This window comes from Roseospira marina (assembly GCF_014197855.1).
In the GTDB taxonomy this organism is placed as follows: domain Bacteria; phylum Pseudomonadota; class Alphaproteobacteria; order Rhodospirillales; family Rhodospirillaceae; genus Rhodospira; species Rhodospira marina.
Map to the genome: position 1 here is coordinate 1 of NZ_JACIGJ010000026.1, position 20,176 is coordinate 20,176.

16 protein-coding genes and 1 pseudogene are annotated in these 20,176 nt (G+C 63.2%); 4 read left to right on the forward strand and 13 right to left on the reverse strand.

All coding sequences use genetic code 11. From position 1 onward, the window contains the following. The first annotated feature begins 168 nt into the window (after nt 1-168). The 3 genes from GGD82_RS19320 (at nt 169) to GGD82_RS19330 (ending at nt 3,764) form a co-directional block, all read left to right on the forward strand. Nucleotides 169-675, forward strand: coding sequence for a MarR family winged helix-turn-helix transcriptional regulator (locus tag GGD82_RS19320; RefSeq protein ID WP_150064023.1), 507 nt, complete (start codon nt 169-171; stop codon nt 673-675). 228 nt (nt 676-903) lie between these two features. Then, nucleotides 904-2,175: an HlyD family secretion protein gene (locus tag GGD82_RS19325; protein WP_150064024.1), complete on the forward strand. Its 1,272-nt coding sequence runs from the start codon at nt 904-906 to the stop codon at nt 2,173-2,175. 14 nt (nt 2,176-2,189) lie between these two features. Then, complete coding sequence (locus GGD82_RS19330) at nt 2,190-3,764, forward strand: DHA2 family efflux MFS transporter permease subunit (RefSeq protein WP_150064025.1); 1,575 nt, start codon at nt 2,190-2,192, stop codon at nt 3,762-3,764. Between the two features lie 45 nt (nt 3,765-3,809). Here GGD82_RS19330 and GGD82_RS19335 read toward each other — a convergent pair whose 3' ends face one another. From GGD82_RS19335 to GGD82_RS21645, 7 genes are all read right to left on the reverse strand, one after another. Continuing rightward, nucleotides 3,810-6,713, reverse strand: coding sequence for an ABC transporter transmembrane domain-containing protein (locus GGD82_RS19335; RefSeq protein ID WP_170284471.1), 2,904 nt, complete (start codon nt 6,711-6,713; stop codon nt 3,810-3,812). Between the two features lie 827 nt (nt 6,714-7,540). Beyond that, nucleotides 7,541-8,179 (reverse strand): phenazine biosynthesis FMN-dependent oxidase PhzG, encoded by a 639-nt coding sequence (gene phzG, locus GGD82_RS19340; protein ID WP_150064027.1) that lies wholly within the window; start codon nt 8,177-8,179, stop codon nt 7,541-7,543. A 14-nt stretch (nt 8,180-8,193) separates the two neighbouring features. Next, nucleotides 8,194-9,030: a PhzF family protein gene (locus GGD82_RS19345; RefSeq protein ID WP_150064028.1), complete on the reverse strand. Its 837-nt coding sequence runs from the start codon at nt 9,028-9,030 to the stop codon at nt 8,194-8,196. Then, nucleotides 9,008-10,936 (reverse strand): anthranilate synthase family protein, encoded by a 1,929-nt coding sequence (locus GGD82_RS19350; protein WP_246164014.1) that lies wholly within the window; start codon nt 10,934-10,936, stop codon nt 9,008-9,010. Before GGD82_RS19350 ends, GGD82_RS19345 begins: the two co-directional genes overlap by 23 nt. Next, complete coding sequence (locus tag GGD82_RS19355) at nt 10,924-11,481, reverse strand: isochorismatase family protein (protein ID WP_246164015.1); 558 nt, start codon at nt 11,479-11,481, stop codon at nt 10,924-10,926. Before GGD82_RS19355 ends, GGD82_RS19350 begins: the two co-directional genes overlap by 13 nt. Nucleotides 11,482-11,898: 417 nt before the next feature. Beyond that, on the reverse strand, nt 11,899-12,372 hold the full coding sequence (locus GGD82_RS19360; RefSeq protein ID WP_150064030.1) for a PhzA/PhzB family protein: 474 nt from the start codon (nt 12,370-12,372) through the stop codon (nt 11,899-11,901). 134 nt (nt 12,373-12,506) lie between these two features. Continuing rightward, nucleotides 12,507-13,010 (reverse strand): PhzA/PhzB family protein, encoded by a 504-nt coding sequence (locus GGD82_RS21645; protein ID WP_150064031.1) that lies wholly within the window; start codon nt 13,008-13,010, stop codon nt 12,507-12,509. Nucleotides 13,011-13,524: 514 nt separating this feature from the next. On the opposite strand from GGD82_RS21645, the pseudogene GGD82_RS19370 reads away from it, so the two are divergent. Continuing rightward, nucleotides 13,525-13,647: pseudogene (locus GGD82_RS19370) on the forward strand (IS3 family transposase); the annotation flags it as partial. 219 nt (nt 13,648-13,866) lie between these two features. Here the strand turns inward: GGD82_RS19370 and GGD82_RS19375 are convergent. The 6 genes from GGD82_RS19375 to GGD82_RS19400 all read right to left on the reverse strand — a co-directional run bounded on the left by GGD82_RS19375 (nt 13,867) and on the right by GGD82_RS19400 (nt 20,171). Further along, nucleotides 13,867-14,670, reverse strand: a complete 804-nt coding sequence (locus tag GGD82_RS19375) for a class I SAM-dependent methyltransferase (RefSeq protein WP_150064032.1) — start codon at nt 14,668-14,670, stop codon at nt 13,867-13,869. A gap of 639 nt (nt 14,671-15,309) precedes the next feature. Further along, nucleotides 15,310-16,749 (reverse strand): methyl-accepting chemotaxis protein, encoded by a 1,440-nt coding sequence (locus GGD82_RS19380; protein ID WP_150064033.1) that lies wholly within the window; start codon nt 16,747-16,749, stop codon nt 15,310-15,312. 12 nt (nt 16,750-16,761) lie between these two features. Then, nucleotides 16,762-17,127 (reverse strand): response regulator, encoded by a 366-nt coding sequence (locus tag GGD82_RS19385; protein WP_150064034.1) that lies wholly within the window; start codon nt 17,125-17,127, stop codon nt 16,762-16,764. A 91-nt stretch (nt 17,128-17,218) separates the two neighbouring features. After that, entirely contained in the window at nt 17,219-17,461 is a 243-nt protein-coding gene (locus tag GGD82_RS19390) for a hypothetical protein (protein WP_150064035.1), read from the reverse strand. Further along, a complete protein-coding gene (locus GGD82_RS19395; RefSeq protein WP_150064036.1) occupies nt 17,452-19,818 on the reverse strand; it encodes a chemotaxis protein CheA in 2,367 nt (788 codons plus the stop codon). Before GGD82_RS19395 ends, GGD82_RS19390 begins: the two co-directional genes overlap by 10 nt. Continuing rightward, nucleotides 19,815-20,171 (reverse strand): response regulator, encoded by a 357-nt coding sequence (locus GGD82_RS19400; protein ID WP_246164016.1) that lies wholly within the window; start codon nt 20,169-20,171, stop codon nt 19,815-19,817. The genes GGD82_RS19395 and GGD82_RS19400 overlap by 4 nt, the downstream gene beginning before the upstream one ends. Between the last annotated feature and the right edge of the window lie 5 nt (nt 20,172-20,176).

A 20,176-nucleotide genomic window follows, 5' to 3' on the forward strand; every position in this document is an offset into this window, starting at 1 on the left:
AGGACATGGAGCCTCCCGCTTAATCCAAGGGAGTCCCCTACAGAATCCATTTCAAGCCCGACCGCTACCCCGATTTCTCAAATGCGATTCCCCTGGGCCGAACATGGGCTCGCGTTGACAAAAGCTGCCTAGGCTGTCACAGTACGCGCAGCGAGGATGAGGGGGCCCATGGGTACCGATACGTCCCGTCCGGGACTCCGCGATGCCGACACAGGTCGCGATGCCAACACAGAGAGTGATGCTCCCGTATCCGACGAGGGCAGCGTCGGGCGTTTGCTGAATGAGGTGGCGAACCGACTGCTCGACGACGTTGATCGCCAGGCGCGGATCGATGGGATCACGGCCGCACAGTGGCGGGTGTTGATGCGGATTGCCAGTGGGCTCGACGCGACGGCGGCCGACCTGTGCCGCAGCATGCGGTATGACAGCGGCTCCATGACGCGGATGCTCGACCGTTTGGAAGCCCGGGGCTTGGTTCGGCGAACCCGGTGTACCGAAGACCGGCGGGTTATCCAGGTCGACCTGACGGAGGAGGGCGCTGCGGTCTACCCGCGCGTGAAGCGGATCGGCCAGAACGTCCTCGATCATTACCTCAAGGACTTCACACCGGACGAGATCGCTGTGTTGACCGGCCTCCTGCGCCGTCTTGCGGCGATCCCCCCCCTTAAAACGTAAGTCACTCCACCGGCAAAGGACTCAAGCGACGCAAAGCGCCAGCAGGATTCCGCATCTCTATTTCGCTGCCGCGGCAGTTACAGGAGCGGCAGAAAATGTTTCGGAGAAGCCGCGCGCCAAACCGTGCGGGCGTTGTGGTGGCGGATGAGGGTTGCCCATCCGCCGGGCGGCGCCGGTCCGCCTCCGCACCGGTGATCGGCCGTCGGCACACGATCAGGATGTTTCGTCATGTCTTCAGGGCCTTCCCAACCATCCGCTCCCCCCCCCGACGCTCTGCCGCCCAATGCTCCGGCGCCGTCTCCGCCCCAGCCGGCGCGCAAGCGGCGGCGCACCCTGGGCCTGATTCTGGCTGTCCTGGCGTTCGCGGCCGCGGGCGGGGGGTATTGGGTCTATTGGACCCAGATCGGCCGGTTCCACATTGAAACCGAGAATGCCTATGTTGCGGGGAACCGCATTCATCTGACACCGCAGGTCTCCGGCACGATCCGCGCCGTGCATGTGGACGACACAGACCGCGTCATGGCCGGCGACACCCTGGTGGTGCTGGACGACACCGACGCCCGCGTGGCCCTCGACAAGGCCAAGGCGGCCTTGGCGCAAACCGTGCGCGAGGTGCGCCACCTGTTCGCGCAGCCCCGGGTGCTGGCGGCGACCATCGCGGTCCGCGAGGCGGCCCTGGAGCGCGCCCGGGATGACCTCGACAGCCACACGTATCTGGCCCGGACCGGCGCCGGGTCGAAGGAAACGCTCCGGCACACCGGAAACGACGTCAAACAGGCCGAGGCCGCGCTGGCGGCCGCGCGCGAAGATTTGGCCGCCGCCCGCGTGCTGGTCGACCGAACGACCGTCACCCAGCATCCGCGCGTTCGGCTGGCGGCGGCCGAGGTGCGCGCGGCCTATCTGGACTGGCGCCGAACGCAGGTTTTGGCGCCGGTGTCCGGGCAGGTGGCGCAACGGTCGGCCCAGGTCGGGCAGCGGACCACGCCGGCCACGCCGCTGCTGGCCATCGTGCCAATGGATGATCTTTGGGTGGACGCCAATTTCAAGGAAGCGCAGTTGCGCGACGTCCGGATCGGCCAGCCGGTGGACCTGATCGCCGACCTGTACGGCAACGACGTGCACTTCGCGGGGCAGGTCGTGGGCCTGTCGGCGGGAACGGGCTCTGCCTTTTCGCTATTGCCGGCCCAGAATGCCACCGGCAACTGGATCAAGGTTGTGCAACGTGTGCCTGTGCGGATCGCCCTTGATCCAGGCACATTCGCGGACCATCCGCTTCGCGTTGGCCTGTCCATGCGGGTGTCGATCGACCTGCGCGACCGCAGCGGATCTCAGCTCGCGCCGGTGCGGCCGACGGCTCCGGTGGCCGAGACATCGGTCTACGCGGGATTGGATCGGGACGCTTGCGCCCTTGTCGAACGCCTGATCGCCGAGACCCTCGCCGCCGCAGATCCCCCCGACGGGCCGGATACACCGCCGGTCGAGGCGGCACCGTCCTACTGACCGGAGGCGGTCCCATGGCCCAGCCCCCACACGTGTCCCAACAGGCGCCCCAACAGGCGCCCCCCCAGCCTCCCGCGCATCCTCCTCTGAGCGGCGTGCCCCTGGTCCTGGCCACGATCAGCCTGTCCTTGGCCACGTTCATGAACGTGCTGGACACGACCATCGCCAACGTGGCCCTGACCCCGATCGCCGGAGACCTGGGGGTGAGCCCGAGTCAGGGAACGTGGATCATCACCTCCTTCGCCGTGTCGAGCGCCATCTCGGTGCCCTTGACGGGATGGCTGACCCAGCGGCTGGGCGCCTTGCGGTTGTTTCTGATGTCCACGTTTCTGTTCACCGTGGCTTCCGTGCTGTGCGGCCTGTCGCAGAGCCTGAACATGCTGGTGGCGGCCCGCGTCCTGCAGGGCATGGTGTCGGGGCCGATGATCCCGCTGTGCCAGGCCCTGCTGTTGCAGTGTTATCCCAAGGAAAAAGCGGGCCTGGCCCTGGCGTTCTGGGGTATGACCGCAACTATAGCGCCGGTTATGGGGCCCATTCTCGGTGGATGGTTGACGGATAACTGGTCCTGGCCCTGGATCTTTTACATCAACATTCCCGTGGGCCTGATCTCGATTTGGCTGACGGCCGCCATGCTTCGCGGACGCGAAACGCCCACCCGCCGTGTATCGGTCGACTACGTCGGTCTCCTGTTGCTGGTGATCTGGGTGGGAGCGACCCAGATCATGCTCGATCGCGGCAAGGAACTGGATTGGTTCAATTCCGTGGACGTGATCATCCTGGCGGTCGTCGCGGTGATCGGCTTCACGTTCTTCCTGATCTGGGAGCTGACCGAAGAGCATCCGATCGTGGACCTCTCCCTGTTCGCGCAGCGCAATTTCGCGGCCGGGTGCCTCGCCCTCACGCTGGGATACTCGACCTTTTTCGGTACGCTGGTGCTGATTCCCATGTGGCTGCAGCGCACCATGGGATACACGGCGACCTGGGCCGGCCTGGTGACCGCGCCGATCGGGATTCTGGCCCTGATCCTGTCCCCGATTCTGGGGCGCATGATGGGCACCGTCGACCCGCGCTGGTTCGCGACCATTTCATTTATCGTTATGGCATTGTGCAACTTTTGGCGTGCAACCTTCTCACCGGACGTGGATGCCCTGACCATCGCCAACACGCACCTGTGGCAGGGCATAGCCATGGCCACGTTCTTCATACCCCTGACGGCCATCATCCTGTCCGGTTTGGAGCCGCACCGTATTCCGTCCGCGTCCGGACTGTTCAACTTCCTGCGGCTGATGGCCGCCGCCTTCGCGGCCTCGCTGTGGACGACGGGGTGGGAGAACGGGGCGACGCGCCATCACGCCTATCTGACGGAGCATGTTACGGTCGCGTCGACGGAGACGACCCAGGTGCTGGACAACGCCCAGGCTCTCGGTCTGAGCCCGGAGCAGGCCCTCGCCCTGGTCAACGCGCGGATCATCACACCTCAGGCTCAACTTCTGTCGATCCTCGATATGTTCTGGCTGGCTGGGGGTCTGTTCGTGATCCTGATTGCCGCGATCTGGTTGTCGCGGCCAGCCCGGGCCCCGCGTCGCTGAACCGCCGCGCGGCGCCATTCAAACGTGGGCCGGTATGAGGCCGCGTCAGCCCGCCCTGCGGTCCCGGGCCTCCGGAGCGCGGGCGCTCGTCTTCGGCAGTTCGCTGGCCAGGCGATTGGCCGCGTTCTGCAGCGCTCGCAAGGCCAGGGACGGGTTCGCCGAGGCCAACCGGCTGAGAACCGCGCCGTTGACCCGGAGGACCCGCAGTCCGGTGACGGCACGGACGCCGGAAAACCGTCGGGTTCCCGCCAGCACTTCCGTTTCACCCACCGTCTGGGGCGGGAACATGTAGGCGACGTGGATGGGAGTCTCGGTTTGCCGCCAGAGCACCTGCTCGGCCTGGCCCTCGACGAGGATGAAGACATACTCGGCGGCTTCGCCGGCCCGGAACACGAACTCACCGGGCGATACGGTTCGCCATTCGGCGTCCGCCGCGATCCGGAGGCGCGTCTGCCGGGGGAGGTCCGCGAACAGTGGGGTGAGCGCGACCGCCCGCTGGGCATCGTCGTCCCGCTTCGCCCCACCTCTCATGGGCATGGTCTCGGACAGATCCGCATCGGCCGCGCTGTTCTCCAAGACCAGACGACCCTTCCGCAGGGTCGCCACGGTATCAAAGGCGGCCTCGTCGGGCAGCCATTGTTCCAGCACGATCAGGGTCGTGGCCGGCAAGAGGCGTCGCGTCTTGGCGAAGATCGCCGCCCGGTCCGACCGTTCGAGGGCGTCGAGCGCCTGATGGCACACGATGATGTCGGGCCTCTTCATCAAGGCGCGCAGGTACTGGAGTTTCTGCTTCATCAGGACCGTCAGCCGCGACCCACCCACGCCCACCGGGCTGAGGGTCAGCAGAAACATCACGATGGTATGGGCGTGTTCCTCCCTCAGCGCCTCGTCAATGAGACTCTTCAACGTTTTGATGACCCTGGGCTCTTCGGAGGTCAGGCGGCCGAACAGAAGGTTCTCGACCACGCTGAGCCGGGGATGATACCGGCGGGCCTGGAAGTGGACGATGGCCCCGCGGAGCCCCTCCGGCGGGTGGTCCAGGATCTCGGCCTGCGCGGCGAGAATGCGCCGGCGCAGGTCTTCGGTGATCGTGACGCCGGAATCCCGGGCCGGAACGATCCACAGGAAGACCTCAATGAACCGGGCGGTGCTGCTCGCGTCCCGCGGCCGCCCTGTCATGAACCGCGGATCCGCCTCAACGACCGCCCGGTGCAGGGCCCGATACTTGGCCTCCGTCAAATGGGGGTGACGCACGATCCGGCTCTCGTCCGGGTCCGTCCGGTACGTGTTGATCAGGTGTTCCGCCATTTGATGGCCGAGCGCGATGGCGGGGGCGCGAAGACCATGCCGATCCAGGACGGCGGCCAGCGCCGGGTGTTCCGCCATCGTGTCCAACGTCAAAGCGCCGCCAGCGGGCAGACCGAACAGCAGAGTTTCATAGAGGGGTGCGTGGTCGTCAAAGACCGAGCGCCGGAACCAGGCGATGGTGCCGGTCAGGCCCGCCTGCCGGAGCTTTCGGTGGAGCCGGAACCGGGCCCGCAACAACGGCGCGGCGAAGTGCGGGTAATGGGCGGGGTCGAAGGTCTGCCGCAGGCCCTCCCGGTACGTGGACGTATCGTCCCCCAGAACCTTCAGGCATTGAATCCACCAGTCTGCCAGATCGTTCCAACTCTCCGCTCCGACGCTCTGAACGTCGATCAGCGGATCGTCGATCCGCACCGGCTCGTCTCCGGTGCTTCCCGACGTTTCGACCCGGGACGGCTTTTTCTGGGCGGCGGTCTCCCGCGAGCCGTCGGGGCGCAGGTGGCGAAGCCCGTAGGTCACGTTCTGCATGATGGTTCCGGCCACCAGCTTAGGCTCCGGTCCCGCATAGGCGATCCGGCGTCCGACGAACGTCGGCGGCATCGCGCTCAGGGTGTGTCCGGCGATGGTCACGCGCCCGCCGTCCGGCGCTTCCAGGCCGACCAGAAGCTCCGCCAGGCGCCGCAACCCCAGAGGATTGGTGCCGGAAATGCCGACGAATGTGCCCCGATCGATGGTCAGGGACACATGATCAATAATCCGATCGCCGTACTCGTTGGACCATGTCACGCCCTCCAGTGTGATCGGCCCCCGCAGGTCGTCGGGGTGGGGCGCGACATCCGGCGCGGGCTCCAGCAAGCCGCGCGGCGAATAATGCTCAACGACCTGGGCATACTTGATCTGACTGTCCACACCGTTCTGATAGTAGACAAGGAGCTCCTTCCAGGGCGCGACGAATTCTTTATGGGCGGCAATCGCCGCCACAAGCGCCCCGAGCGTCAAATCGCCGGCAAGGACCAAATAGCCCCCCACCGAATAAAAAAGAAATGGCGTGATTTGGTTGAGTGTGTTGTTGAGAAATTTTACGAAGTACTTCTTTTTGTAGATGCTAAGGCGAATCCGGAAAATCCGCGCGAGGTGGTCCGACAGCATGGCCAGGATGACATCCTGGGTTCCGTTCGTCCGAATCTCCCGGATGGTTTCCGTCGTTTCGCCGATGGCCTCGGCCAGCTTGCGCGCCCGCTGGACCCGCTCCTTGCCCAGAAGCTTCACCTGATATTGTAGCTTCGGAACAATATAGGCCTGGACGGGGACGATGGCGACACAAGCGCCGCCCAGGAGCGGATCCTGCATGAACATGAAGACCAGCACGGTCGCCATGGTTCCCACCTGGAACAGGGGTTGTGCAATCGCCTCACCGAAGAACGACGCCAGCGGATCCACTTCCGCGACGACGGACGATGACAGCTCTCCCTGACTCACGTCCTGGAAGTGCCCAAGGGGAAACCGGAGCAGCCGTTGCAGCAGCCTATGGCGAAGGCGCCACACTAGCCGCTCACCCACGCGACCCTTGAGGGTGTTCAGGCCCATTTTCAAAAGACCGTTGGCAAGAATGAGCGCCAGGAACACACCGCACAGCGCGAGCATGTACTCCAGTGTGTCAAGCGATGTTCCAAATATTTCGCGTTGCTCACTCGGATCCACTTGAAGTAGGTTAATGATTTCTTTTGGTATCATGAGTATAGAATACAACATAGGAAACGAAACAAATGTTACGGCTGTAATTAGGGCCTGCTCTTTTTTTGAGTGCCGCACTATGAAGGCAAATATATTTTTGTCCATCATGGGCGTCCTTGTGGACATGTCCGGCGTGCGACCGGTCCTGCATGGGGACGCGGCGCAGCGAATGCCTCCAGCGGACGGTTGGGAGCCGGCTTCGGGAGTGAGGCGCCGTCGGTCGCCCCGCCCGGTGCCTGCGGAGAGCGGGGTCAGGCGGGTGGTGCGGCTCCGCCTTCGGATCGGCGGCCTCTGGGGCGCGGTTCGGCAATGGCCATGGCAGAGATCCCTCCGTCCTCGCACTAAAACAAGGATGCCTGCGGGCGCGCATGGCGTGCGCATACGTGCGCCCAACCACGCGAGCGCTGCGGGGCGGGTGGGGCGGGACCATCGCGGTCGTCGTGTGCCAGAGGCGCAGGGATGCCGCGTTCGGCACTCCCGTCTCCATATCCCTGCTTAGTCAGTAACAGCTATGACATTAAAATGTCAAGAGCCGCACCCACGTTGACGCAAGAGCGACCAACGCATGGCGGACCGCCGGGCCATCAGGCCGCCTTGCGGCAGCCCGACACCCCTGCGGACCCTTTGCCCCTGTTGACCCGTTAATTGTCGTGAATCGGCCCTAAATCCCTTCGTTAGGGCGGATTTACGCCTCGCATTTGGCCGTCGTCGCTATGTCGAATGCGAGGCGATCCACCCTAGGGCTGCAACCGTCGCGCAGTCCAGCCGCCCGTGATCCGGTCGAAACGGAGCCGTTCGTGAAGACGATCCTGCCCATCCGCCCAAAACTCCATGGACTCAGGACGGAGTTCAAAGACCCTGTATGAGTCCGGACAGGGCAAGTCTACACCCGCTCTCGCAAGCTTGCTTGCTTGTTCCCGGAGCGCTTCTACGTCGAGGAGGTCGTCGCTTTGCCGGGCCGCGACCGACATGGGGTGGGCTTCCGCGGGGCGCGATTTCCATGAGCGGTTGGCTTCGTCTTCCGACATAAGGGTAATCGGCCCGCTCAATATTATTTGTTGACTTGTTTCGCGCCAATAAAGAACTCCCGTGGCGTACGGGTTAACGCGGACGTCGCGTGCCTTTTGACTGGATGTATGGCTCGCAAAGCACACTCCATGGGCTGTGACCTTGGCAATGGCGACGATACGCGACGAGGGACGACCATTCTCCGCGACCGTCGCCAGCGCCAGCGCTCTCGGCTCGCGAACGCCAACATCATCGGCCCGACTGAGCCACGTGCGGAGCAGACCAATAGGGTCCTCGGGTGGGTTATGATATTCGGGAAACGGAAGGACGATGTCTCCTGTCATCGACTCCGATACTCTTGCCGTCATGTGTTCCTCCACTCTCAGACGAATGCAACGCAGTCCGCAAAGAGAACGCCGGCTCCCCAGACTTTGACACGGCTGACCTGGTGCTGATGGCCTTCCGCGCAGGCGTGCATGCGCGATCGGCGCTTTATCTCCACACCTTGGATGATGTCGATCGTGTCGCCGAAGGACCGCAGTCCGTGGCGCGCTAGGTGAATAGCCAACGGGCCAGCGGCCGAGCCTGTTGCGGCGTCTTCAACGACGCCATACGCCGGGGAGAACATGCGCACACGCCATTGATCGTCCGCAGGGGCGAAGCAGTTGATCGCGAGGTCCTCGAATCGCGACAGCGCGCGGTGGTCTGGTGCCAGCGAAGACAGCTGACTCACGGCCTCGAGTCCGACGAAGACATGGCGCGGGCCGTTTCGGTAGACCTCAATCGGAAGGGTGGCGTGTTGAACGCCGAGAGCCGCCAGAAGCTCGTCGCTGCGGTGGAAGGGCTCCCATGTCGGGACGGGTTGATCCATTGACGCGACAATGGCTCGACCATCCCGTCGCGTGACTTCGAATGGAATGACTCCCATGGCGGTTTCGATACGGATCCACGGTTTGTCCGTATATCGCGCAAGCGCGATGGCCGTTCCTAAAAGCGGATGTCCCGCAAAAGGAAGCTCGTTGACGGGCGTGAAAATCCGTACGTGCCAATCCGCTTCGGATTTCGGTTGCAAGACAAAGGTCGTCTCCGAGAGATTCATCTCTCGTGCAATGGCCTGCATATCTTCGTCCGACAAATCGTCACTGCCGAGGAAGACGGCGACGGGATTGCCACAGAGCCGCTCTTCGGCAAAGGCGTCAACAACTATGTACTGGCGCATCGTCAGCCCCCACCCTTATCAACCGCCGATCCGAGATGACGTGGCGTATCATTGACGCCAGTATTTTGGGCCCGTTCTGCGTGAGGACGGATTCGGGGTGGAACTGAGTCGACGTGAACCAACCACCGCGAATCGCATGCACTTCGTCCGTGGTCGGGTCGCGACTGACCTCGATCCGACCGAGGTCGCGGACATCGAACGCGTCGCTTTGGCTGAAGGCGGCGAAGGTGTTGTAAAAGCCTACGGCGCGTCGCACGCCGAAGAGATCGATGTCCTTCTGGACGCCCTGGTTTGGTGTGCCGCGCGGAACCACCGGCAAACCGAGTTGGAGACTGAGGATCTGATGGCTCAGGCAGACCGCGGCAAAAGGATGGCGCGCCGCGAGGCAGGCCCGGATGGTATGATGAAGCGTTTCGATGCGCGTGTCGCATCGATCATTCGGGTTTCCTGGTCCAGGACCGAAGATGGCCAAATCATATCCATCAACCGGCACGGTGCCTTCCGCTTTCGTGACGACAACGCGCAATCCAAGCGATTCGAGTTGTTGGGCGATCATCAGCGTGAACGAATCTTCGGCGTCGAAGACGAGGACCGACGTTCCAGCAAACTCTTGCCGGCCTTGAAGACGTCCGTCCGCGTCTTCAAACCAAAAAGGGGCGATCGATTCGTTTCGACGCCTGAGAGACGTCACAACGTCCGGATGGCTTTTCATCTCGGCTCGCCCCGCTTTTTTCAGCGCACATATCAGGCTCGCCGCTTTCCCGCGCGTCTCCGCCGCTTCGGCGGCCGGGTCGGAATCGCGGACGATGGTGGACCCCACGCCGATGCGCAGCAGACCGTCCGAGGAGATGTCGGCCGTACGGATCATGATGGCTGAGTCGAGATTCCGACCACCCGTCTCGCCGGTTTCGATCAGCGCCAGCACGCCGCTGTAATACATCCGGCCGGCCGGTTCATAACGGCTTATTACGCGGAATGCGTTTTGCAGGGGGCTCCCCGAAATCGTGGGAGCAAATAGGGTTTCGCGAAGTATATCGCGGGGATCGATCTCGGTTCGGCCCCGTATGAAATACTCCGTGTGGGCTAAGTGGGACATTTCTCGTAGCATTGGGCCCGAAACGGTGCCGCCCCGCGGGCATATTCGCGCCATCATTTTGAGTTCTTCGTCGAGCACCATGTAGAGTTCATTCGACTCTTTCTGGTCTTCAAGAAAGGCCATGAGGTCGGCGACGCTTGGCCCCGACGGCGGGTATCTATACGTTCCGCTGATCGGATTCATAACGGCCACGGTGTCGGTCACGCTGATATGACGTTCGGGTGAGGCGCCGACAAAAACCTGGGTTCCCGTGTAGATTACGAAGGTCCAATAGGCTCCTCGTTCCTGTTCCAAAAGCTCCCGAAACAGCGACAGGGCACCCGCGACCCTGTTTTCGCATGTGAAGTGTGAGACATAGTCTCGCTTGATGACGAAGTTCGCGCCCTCGCCGGTTCCGATGGCTTCATCGATGATGCGTTTGACAAGCGCCTCATACTCGTCGTCGGGCGGGATGAAGCGTTCCTCGGAGACATGGATTGGAACAGCGGGAAGGAGGGCGTGGATTTGATCGCGGCTCGCCGTCGCGGTTTCGGTGATTGGCATAACAAGCAACGGCGCTTGGTCGTCTATGACGGAGAACCCGCGCTCCGTGGCTTGCCGGAACGGGATGACAGCCAGCAGTTCCTTGCACCGTGCTGGGCGTGGCGGTGTCGCGAGGGGGAGATCGGCAAGACGGTCAACCGTGGTGAAGGGCCCGACCATCACCTCGACAGCCCGATCGGGTGGGCTCTCGGCGCGGTACAGGATGGCAAACGTCGGCGGCTGGTTCGATGTGAACGCAGAGATGAGATCCGTGATCATCCTAAGCATCGAATCACCTCTTCGGTGGTCGTTAGGGCCGCACAGGTCCGGGATGCATGCTTAAGAGCCTGCCGATGGTCGTCCTGTTTAAAGTCGCCCGTTGCATCGGCGACAAATAAAACCTGTATGTCATTCGAATACGCTTCGAGAGCCGTCGTCAGAACGCCAATATGCGCGTATACACCGCAAATAATAAGCTGGTCCCGATTCGCCGCGTGGATCTTCTTGAGCAAATCATTGTTGAAGAAAGCACTGTACCGCCACTTCGTGACCAACCAATCGGCTGGCTGTGGCGTCAATACATCGACGATGTCCCTGTCCTTGGGCGTCAATTGCATGCCGGGCCCCCAAAAATCGAGAAGGAGGCCGCGCTGTTCTTCGCTCATCCCACCGGGCTGAGCCGAATACGCCACGGGAATGCCGACGGCGGCGCAGTGTGTCCGCAACGCCGCGATATTCGCCACCAGAGTCTCTCGAAGCGGCGCTCCGAAGGGCTCCACGAAATAGTTCTGCATGTCGTGGATGAGCAGAACAGCACGCCGACGGTCGGCCATCCAATTGACCGTATTGGGAGGCAAGTCCTGTTTTCGGGGCAGTCTATACGATTGAATCGGTTGGATTGACGTCATGACTAGGACCCTCCCGTGTCCAGTTCGGTCTGGCGCAGGTCTCTCTCGAGCGTTTTGCATGACATCCGGATGATGCAGGACGCTCTATCGTATTGAGTCTTAAGCAAATAGTCGTCGCAATCTGTCCCAGATTGCTCGGGCTTTGCGTTCGACACCGACATGTCGGAGTGCGATCATCGGCGGTGATGATGGCCCCGCACCAAGGGTGATCGTTATGACGATGGTGCGAGGCCTGTGATCCGCGAGGGCGAGCATGGACGGCCCAGGCGGACCAAAGGCCATGCTATGGGGACGCAGCAAGGATAAGGGATGGGGCGCGCATGGCCGGCTCTTTCGATCCCCTTAAGTCGGTATACCGGCGCGCTTGACTTCGGGAACAGGAATGCCGAGCGCGCGCAGTTGCTGGCAGACGTTCATGAATTCTCGGTTTTGTTTGATTTTGCCACTGATCATTTCAAACGAATGCAAGAAGTGGTTCTCGTAGAACCCCTCCGGATAGCCGGGGAAAAGGATCTTGCCGTGTCCATCGCACTCAACCCAAAGATGATTGGGGTCGTCTGTCTCGAAGATCGTTATGTTGTACCACTCCCAATCCGGGAAGCACTTGAGTGACCAGACGGCATGTTCCGCGAGCTTCTTCTGTCCCCGAATGACAATCGGTTGGCCTGTGTCCGTCGTCCAAAGGCCACCACTTCCCTCCTCGACAAACAATTCGTGCCGCTTTAAACGGTCCTGGCCCTTGGTGTGCATGTATGTCTCGACCGTCGCGCGGTTTGCCTTGCGAAGGAGGCGCTCGTCGTTATCGATACTGTGCATCAGGACGCTCCGAGTGTGAGTTCGTGCTTGGTGGGGTATCTGGATCGGGCCACTTGCTCCACGTTTTTGACATTGAAGCCCATCGTCCCTGTTTTCGTGGGGGGCGATCGGGGCGCGGTCGCTCGGGATGTGCTTTAGAGCGGATAAAACGGGCAAGTGTCTGTTGCGGGAAATGCGGCGGACAATAATCGGTATTTCTGCCGCATGTCTGAATACTCCCGGACTTCGGAAATCAGCCCGTTGCGGACTGTAAATATATGAATGTAAGGGACTGTCGTTCGGGCCAAGACGTCGGCCGACGCTGCGGTTCCAACCCCGGTGCACTCAACGATGAAGACCGTGCCATCACGCGAGGGGTAGACGTGCGCGTTGACCCATTCCCAGTCGGGAAACTGCGCATCGACCCAAGACCCTAAGCGCGCTAAGGCCGCCTTGCCTTTAATAATCGTTGGGAGGCCGGAGTTTGAGAAGACACTGATGCACACGCCATCATCCGTAAAGTATTGGTGTCGGTTTTTCCGGTCCCGTCCTTTCGTAGATAAATACGAATCGACGGTGCGCCGATTTATGTAAGCGCATACATTCTTTTCGTTATGGCTGGTCCTCTGTGCATCGTTGTATTTTAAGGCCATGACCATGGTCCTTCTTGCATAGAGTGACGCAGACGGTTCTTTTGAGTCGAGCGACAGGCTTGTGATCGGCCAATCGAACAACCACTGCGATTTTCTACCAATCAATCTTTAGGTTGTCAACGAAAAGGTATGTGAATATGAAGTGTGCTATGTTAGATGTTGTGACAAAGAATGCGGCTGCTGCGCCGTCTCCTGTGGGCGCTCTCGTTTCCCCCGAGGTCCTATTGAAAAAAAGGGGGGCGGTCGAAACGCGGTTGGAGGTGAGTCCCCCCTGGTTTTTGGGGAGACCCGTGGCATGCGTGGCGATCTGACGGACGAGACATCGGGACATCGGGACATCGGGGCATCGGGGCTTCGGTGCGCCGGAGCCGGTTCGCTGGCGGACCGTCCGTCTCAAATAAAAAGCGAGGCCCGAAGGCCCCGCCAAGGTGATGAGAGCTGGCCGGGGAAATTTGGACAGGGCGCCAAAGTGGATCTCCTGCCTGAGAACGGCGACGATGCCGAGACAGGAGGAGCATTTATGGCGAGACGACCGCGCCGGACGCACGCGCCGGCCTTCACGGCGAAAGTGGCTCTTTCGGCCATCAAGGGAGAGAAGACGCTGGCCGAGCTGGCGCAGCAGTTCGACGTCCAACCGCCGCAGGGATCGACAGCCCATCGCTGAAATCGGCGGAAAAGGGCGCGGTCAAGGCAACGCAGCGGGCTGCGACGCTGGCAAGAACGTGAAGGGCCGCACGCGGCATGCGCTGGCGCTTAACCCGACGCCCACCGCTCAGGCGCCCACCAGCAGGGCTCTTCTTCCCGCTGAACCTCCTTGGAGGTGGGGGCGGGCGGCCTAAACTCGTCAACACGACACAGGACGCTATCGCGCCCGCGCGACGACCGTGTAGCTCATGGGGAGTTGGGCGGCGCGCCCCGCATAGATGTCGTAATCAACCTCTCGGTTGGAATGGGGGTGTTCAACCAGCTTTTCCAACCCCAATCCGGCCTGAACACAGGCTGTCACGATGTCACCCAGAGAATGGAGAAACCAATAGCTCACAAGGTCGCCCCCTCCATCGTTTCCGTCGTAGGTGATGGTCCCAAAGCTCTCCTGAGGGCTTCGGTCGAAGTAGCTGCACACGAGTTCGTGAGGGTCCTTGCCGTTGGGGTCAAACATTTCAAGAAACGGATGCGTCTCGTAGATCACCAGCACGGCGCCAGGCGCCATCAAGTGCGCCACGATGTCAAAAAAACGCGGCAGGTCGGGCATCCAGTTCAGCACACCCACCGTAATCAGCACAAAATCAAATGTTCCCAGCTCTTTCGGCAAATCATAGATATTTGCTTCCAAAAGACGGGGATGTAATCCCGCCGCACGCGCCAATGTCTCGCCCTGGGCAAGAAACGCGGATGATTGATCAATCCCCAAAACAGGATCAGCGCCAAACGCGGCCAGCGACAGAAGTTCCCGCGCGTTGTTGCAGCCAATTTGCACCGAGCGCCGCCCCCCGATGCCAATCTCTTGAAGCGTTGCCGTCAAGCAGGAGTCCAGAACGGAAAAGCCCGGCTGAGAGACCGTCGCAAGCAGCGTCTCCCACGCCGGACCGACCTCGTGCAAAGGAGCAGACGCATCCCAGGCGGCCTTGTTCGCCAACACCATATCTTTGATATCGTTTTTAAGCATATCCAAACCTCCGACCTTCACTCGTTCAACGTCACGCAGGCGTGCTCGAAAGGTGACGTTATCCCGAAATAGGGGCCACCGGGTTATACGGCGCGACGCTCAGCGTGCTGTGAAGTGGTGTTGCCAACGGCCAAGGGCAGGCGCCGCCGATTGTAAGAGCCTTTGATATCGGAAAAACAGGTCGAGAGCCACGGCCAGTGGCTGCCATCATCTTGCACCGGTTGAGAGGGACGGGATGCCGCCGTCTCATACCGGCGCTTTATTGAAAATCGCCGCGCGACCCGTTTGACCCCGCGCGAGATCCCTCCACTCGCTTCGCTCGGTCGGGATGACGTAAAGTATTGTTTTAGAATAAAATGCCGCATCCCGAACGCCCCAACAGGGGCGGAGGGATCGCGAGAGTGGTGTCGTGACGGACCGGTGTTTTCTCAAGGGCGCGGCCGTCTCATGCCGCCGTGCGCTGGCGAAAACCCATATCCCCCGTGTGCGATGTGCGATGGACGTGATTTTCCAGGCTGGTCGATGAGGTCGTTCCAGGCGATGCGGGCGTCCTCATCCGGCGCCGTCGCGTGACCCAATGTGCGAAAGATCCTGGACGGTACCAGCCTTTTGCGTGATCCAGATATCACGCAAAAGGCTCTAGAACAATTCAATGTCCGGGGCGGTGTCCGCGATCGCCTTTGCGTTGCTGCCGGCGGCGTGAGCGAGGCGCTGACTGTCCATCACATAGCGCCGTTCAAGGTCCTGCAACACCGCCTGAATGACGGTCGGATCCACCGCCGTCTCGTCCAGCAGCATGGCGCTGAGCCGAACGGAGGCTTTGTTCATATCCTCCAGCCCCAGGATCAGGGCCTCGCTCTGCTGGCGCACGATGTCCTGGAACTGGGAGTGACCGAAGGCCTGCGTGACGCGGTCGGACATGGTCTGGCTGCGTTCGTCAAACGCCTGGATGAGGTCGGTTTGGCAGTGCGCGATCTGGGCGTAGCGGGTGTTGCTGCGTGCCAGCTGGTCGCGCAGGGCCCGCAGCATCTCCTTTTCCTCCGCGGCCTCCGTCTCGGCGGAGTGATCCGCCAACTGGCCGCGAATGACGTCCTGAAGCTTGGTGATCTCGGCCTGCACCTGAGCGACGGTATCGGCGGACCGCATCGCCAGCGCGCGCACCTCGTCGGCCACGACGGAGAAGCCGGCACCGTACTCGCCGGCGCGCGAGGCCTCGATCTTGGCGTTCATGGCCAGCATCCGGGTCGTGCTGGCGATCTGGGTAATGGCGGAGAACTGGCTGCCCAGGCCGTCGACCTCCCGCACCAGATGCTCCAGCCGGTGCCGGCTTTCCTCCACGGCGGTCAGGCGTCGGTCAAGATGCGTGGACAGGTTGTCGATGAAGCGCTGGTTCTGCGCCAGTTGCTCGTCCATGTCGTGCAGCAGGCCGTTGGAGTCCGCCTCCGCCGTCCGGACGCACTGCACCATCCCGGTCATGAGCGTATCGAGTCCGCTTATGTCCTCCATGATCGCGAAGGCCGCGCGTTCGGTCGTCTCGATGGTGGCGTTCATGTGCTCCCCGCCGATGGCGGCGAACGTGCCCACCGTTTCCAGGCCAAGAGCCGCCTGCCGGGCGTTGGAGCGCAACTCCCCGATCCAGTCCAGCCGGCGGCGGACCACGTTGGCATCGTCGGCCATGGCGTCGATCTGGCCGCATTCGAGCAGCACGGCACGCCAAGCGTCCAGGTCGCGTTGCACCCAGGCGGCGGGTTCGGGTGCGGCGTGTTGGTTCGGACCGGGGCGAGCCCCGTTGGAGCGGGACGGGCGCGAGGCCTCTTGCCCCGCTTGCATGCGGGCCGGTTTGGGAACCCAAGCGGTGTCCACAAGCAGGCTGGTCGCCAGGATCAGCGCCACGCCAAGGGCGGCCGCCACGGGCGCGGGCACAGACAGGGCACTCATGAGGGACCACCAGGGCTGATACCCCAGCCCCGCGACGAGGATGGCCACGATCAAAATCACGGAGCGCCCGATCGTCACACGGGACACCCGGCGTTCCGCGCGCAGGCTCCGGCCCTTCATGAACAGGTTTTGGGCCGTCATCGTGACCTCCCCTCAGCCCGAGACCTTCTTCAGCACGGCGGCCAGTTGATCGGGCGCCACGGGCTTCACCAGCCAGCCCGTGGCTCCGGCGGCCTTGGCCTCCTCGCGTTTGACCTGCTGGGTCTCGGTGGTCAGGACGAGCATGGGCGTAAACCGGTACCCGGCCTTCTTGCGCAGCGTGCGGATGAGGTCGATGCCGCTCATGCCCGGCATGTTCTGGTCCGTGATGACGATGTTGGCGGTCAGGCCGCCATCGACGAGCGCGCAGGCCTCCTCGCCATGCTTGGCCGTCGTCACCTTGTATCCCGTGCGTTCCAGAAGCTGCCCGACACTGGCCAGGATGGTGGGGCTGTCGTCGACAAGCAGGATGGACTTCATGAACCGGAACCCTTCGCTGAACTGGAGACGGGGGGCTGAACTGGAGACGGGGGATGGTCTGGCGATGGATGAGGGAACGAAGAGGGGCGTGCTATGCGCGGGGCGTCAGGGCGGCGCTCACGATCCGGGCGAGGGCGGGGTCCGTGGGCTGCCCGGTCGTGCGTCGGCCGGCGGCCATGAGCACCTGAAGGCAGGCTGTGTGCAGGCTGTCGCACTTCCCAAGGCCGACCGTGCCGGCCGGATTGGCCCCAAGCCAGGCCTGCAGGGCCTCGGCGTCCTCGGCCGTGCACACGCCGGTCAGGGAGACACTTTTCTTGTTCGGCTTCACAGGCATCGCACCAGTTCCTTGGCGTTGAAGACCGGCAAAACCCGTCCGTCACCCAGCAACGCCGTGCCGGCGTAGATCGGGGCGATGGTCAGGATGCCCTCCATGGGCTTGACCACCAGATCCATGCCCTCATGGAAGCGGTCCACGACCAGCCCGGTCTCGCGGCCGTCCACATCCAGCATCAGCACGGCCGGATCGGTGACCACGGCGTTCGGGGCCGTCTCCACCTCCGGCATCCCGAGCATCCGGGTCAGGCGCCGCAGCGTCACGATCCGGTCGCGCCGTACGATGCACTCCTGGTCCTTGACGCAATGGATCTCCTCCGGTCGGATGCGCCGCGTTTCGGAGATCGCGGCCATCGGAATGCCGAACTGCTGGCCACCCACGTCGAACAGCATGACCCGCGTCAGCGCCATGGACAGCGGCACCGCCAGCCGGATCGTCGTGCCGACCCCCGGCGCGGACGTGATCTCCAGCCGGCCGCCCCGGCGCTCCACCATCGCCTTGACCACATCCATGCCGACGCCCCGGCCGGACAGGTCGGACACCGCCTCGGCGGTGGAGAACCCCGGCAGCAGCACGAGGTTCAGGGCCTCCCGGTCGGTCAGGGTGCGGGCGCGCTCCTCGTCGATCAGGCCGCGCTCCAGCGCCTTGGCGCGCACCCGCGCGACATCGATGCCACGGCCGTCATCGCTCAGTTCGATCAGCACATGATCGTCCTGAGAGCGCGCCGACAGCGTCAGGCGTCCGCGCGGCGGCTTACCGGCCGCATGGCGGTCCTCCGCGCGTTCCAGCCCGTGGTCACAGGCGTTCCGAATCAAATGCACCAATGGATCGGCGAGATCCTCCACGACGGTCTTGTCCGCTTCGGTGTCCTCGCCGATCAGGACCAGTTCGATGTCTTTATCGAGCCGGCGCGCGATGTCCCGGACCTGCCGGTTGAAGCGGCTGAACACCACACCGACGGGAATCATCCGCATCCGCATGACCGCGGCCTGCAGCGCGTTGGTCACACGATTCAGCGCCTCGTACTGGGCGCGGATCTGGCGGGACAGCCGCTTATTGCCGTGGTCTTCCTCGGCCGCGCGCGCCAGGAACGGCAGGCCGTTCTTCACCACGACCAGTTCACCGACCATGTCCATCAGGCCGTCGAGGCGCTCCTGGTCCACCTTGATGGCCGTCCCCTTGCGAACGGCCTCGGCGCCGGTCCGGTCCGTCGGGCGCCCGGGCGCGGGCAGGGGGGGGCCTGAGCGGGGGCCACCGGTGTCGGCGTCGGGTCCGGACTTGGACGCGGAGTCCGGAACCGCGCGGCTCAAAAGGTCGGTCAGGGTCTTGGCCAGCCGGGCGGGATCTCGCGCCTCTAGAGCCGCGTCCACCGCCTCTGGCAGCTGCGCCTCCTCCAGGGCGGCGTGGCGGGCCAGCCCCTCCAGGATCCGGCGGCTGGAGGCAATGCGGCCGTCTACCGCGGCGTCCGCGCCCGGGGTGAACAGGCCGGCGGCCAACTCCTGCATTACGGCATGGACGGATTCGGGCAAGGTGATCCGGGGGCCGGGCGCGGGTGCGTCGGATGAGGGAGCCTCCGCCGCGTCCGCCGCCTCCCCGCCGCCGTCCGCCGGTCCATCGACGGGGGCCAGCGTCACCTGGTCGGCCACATAGTGGAAATGCTCCGCCAGGGCGACCACGCCGGCGTCCGAGATCACGCGGAACTCCAGATTGGCGACGAAGGGGTCAAGGTCGGCCAGCGCCGGCCAGGGGGTGACCGGCACCACCGCCGACCACAGGACGCCGGGCGCCGTCTGCACAGTGCGGAGTGGATCGTCGCCCTGAAAGAATACGTCGGGCGCGGGCCGGTAGGTGACCGCGACCCCCGCAACCGGCGGCCGGTCCGGCGGATCCAGGGCTGTCCACCAGTCCGGCGGGGTAGTCTGCGCGGTCGGGACTCCGCCGATGTCATCATTCTCCCCCGCGGCCGCGTCGGCGGGCAGCAGCGCGCGCAGCGCGGCGGCGTAGTGGGTGGCGGCGGCATCGGCGCCGTCCGGCAGGCCACCGGCGGATTCGTAGGCTTCGATCCACTCCAGGATCTGGTCGAACACCTCAAGGAACAGATCCGCGTGGTCGGGCCGGAGCGCCATCTGGCCGTCGCGCACCCGGTCGAGCACATCCTCCCCCGCATGCAGAACGCGGGTCATGGGCGCCAGATCCTCGAAGATCCCGGAGGCCCCCTTCAGGGTATGGACTGGGCGGAACAGGTCGCGCACGGTCTCCGGATTGCCGGGATCGCGCTCCAGGCGCAAAAGGCCGTCGCCGATCTGCTCCAGAAGATCGCGGGCCTCGCTGATGAATTGTGCGTCCAGCGGCTTCATGCGGTCGGCTCTCCCAAGATAAGAGACAGGAGCGCCTTCATGTCGGCGGGCTTGACCGGCTTTACTCTATAAAGATTGGCGCCACAGGCATAGGCTTTCAGGCGGTCATCCGGCTTTGCTTCGGTTGAAACCATAACGGCGGGAATGCCCTGCAACTCCGGGGTCTTGCGTATCTCTTCCAGGAAACGAAAACCGTCCATGCGCGGCATGTTGATGTCGACGAGCATGAGGTCCACCGGGTCGGTCAGGGCCGTTTCAATGCCCTCGATGCCGTTTTCGGCTTCCGCGACGTCGTGGCCCAGCGCCTCGACCGCGTTGCGGTGGAACATGCGAACCGTCACGGCATCGTCCACGATCA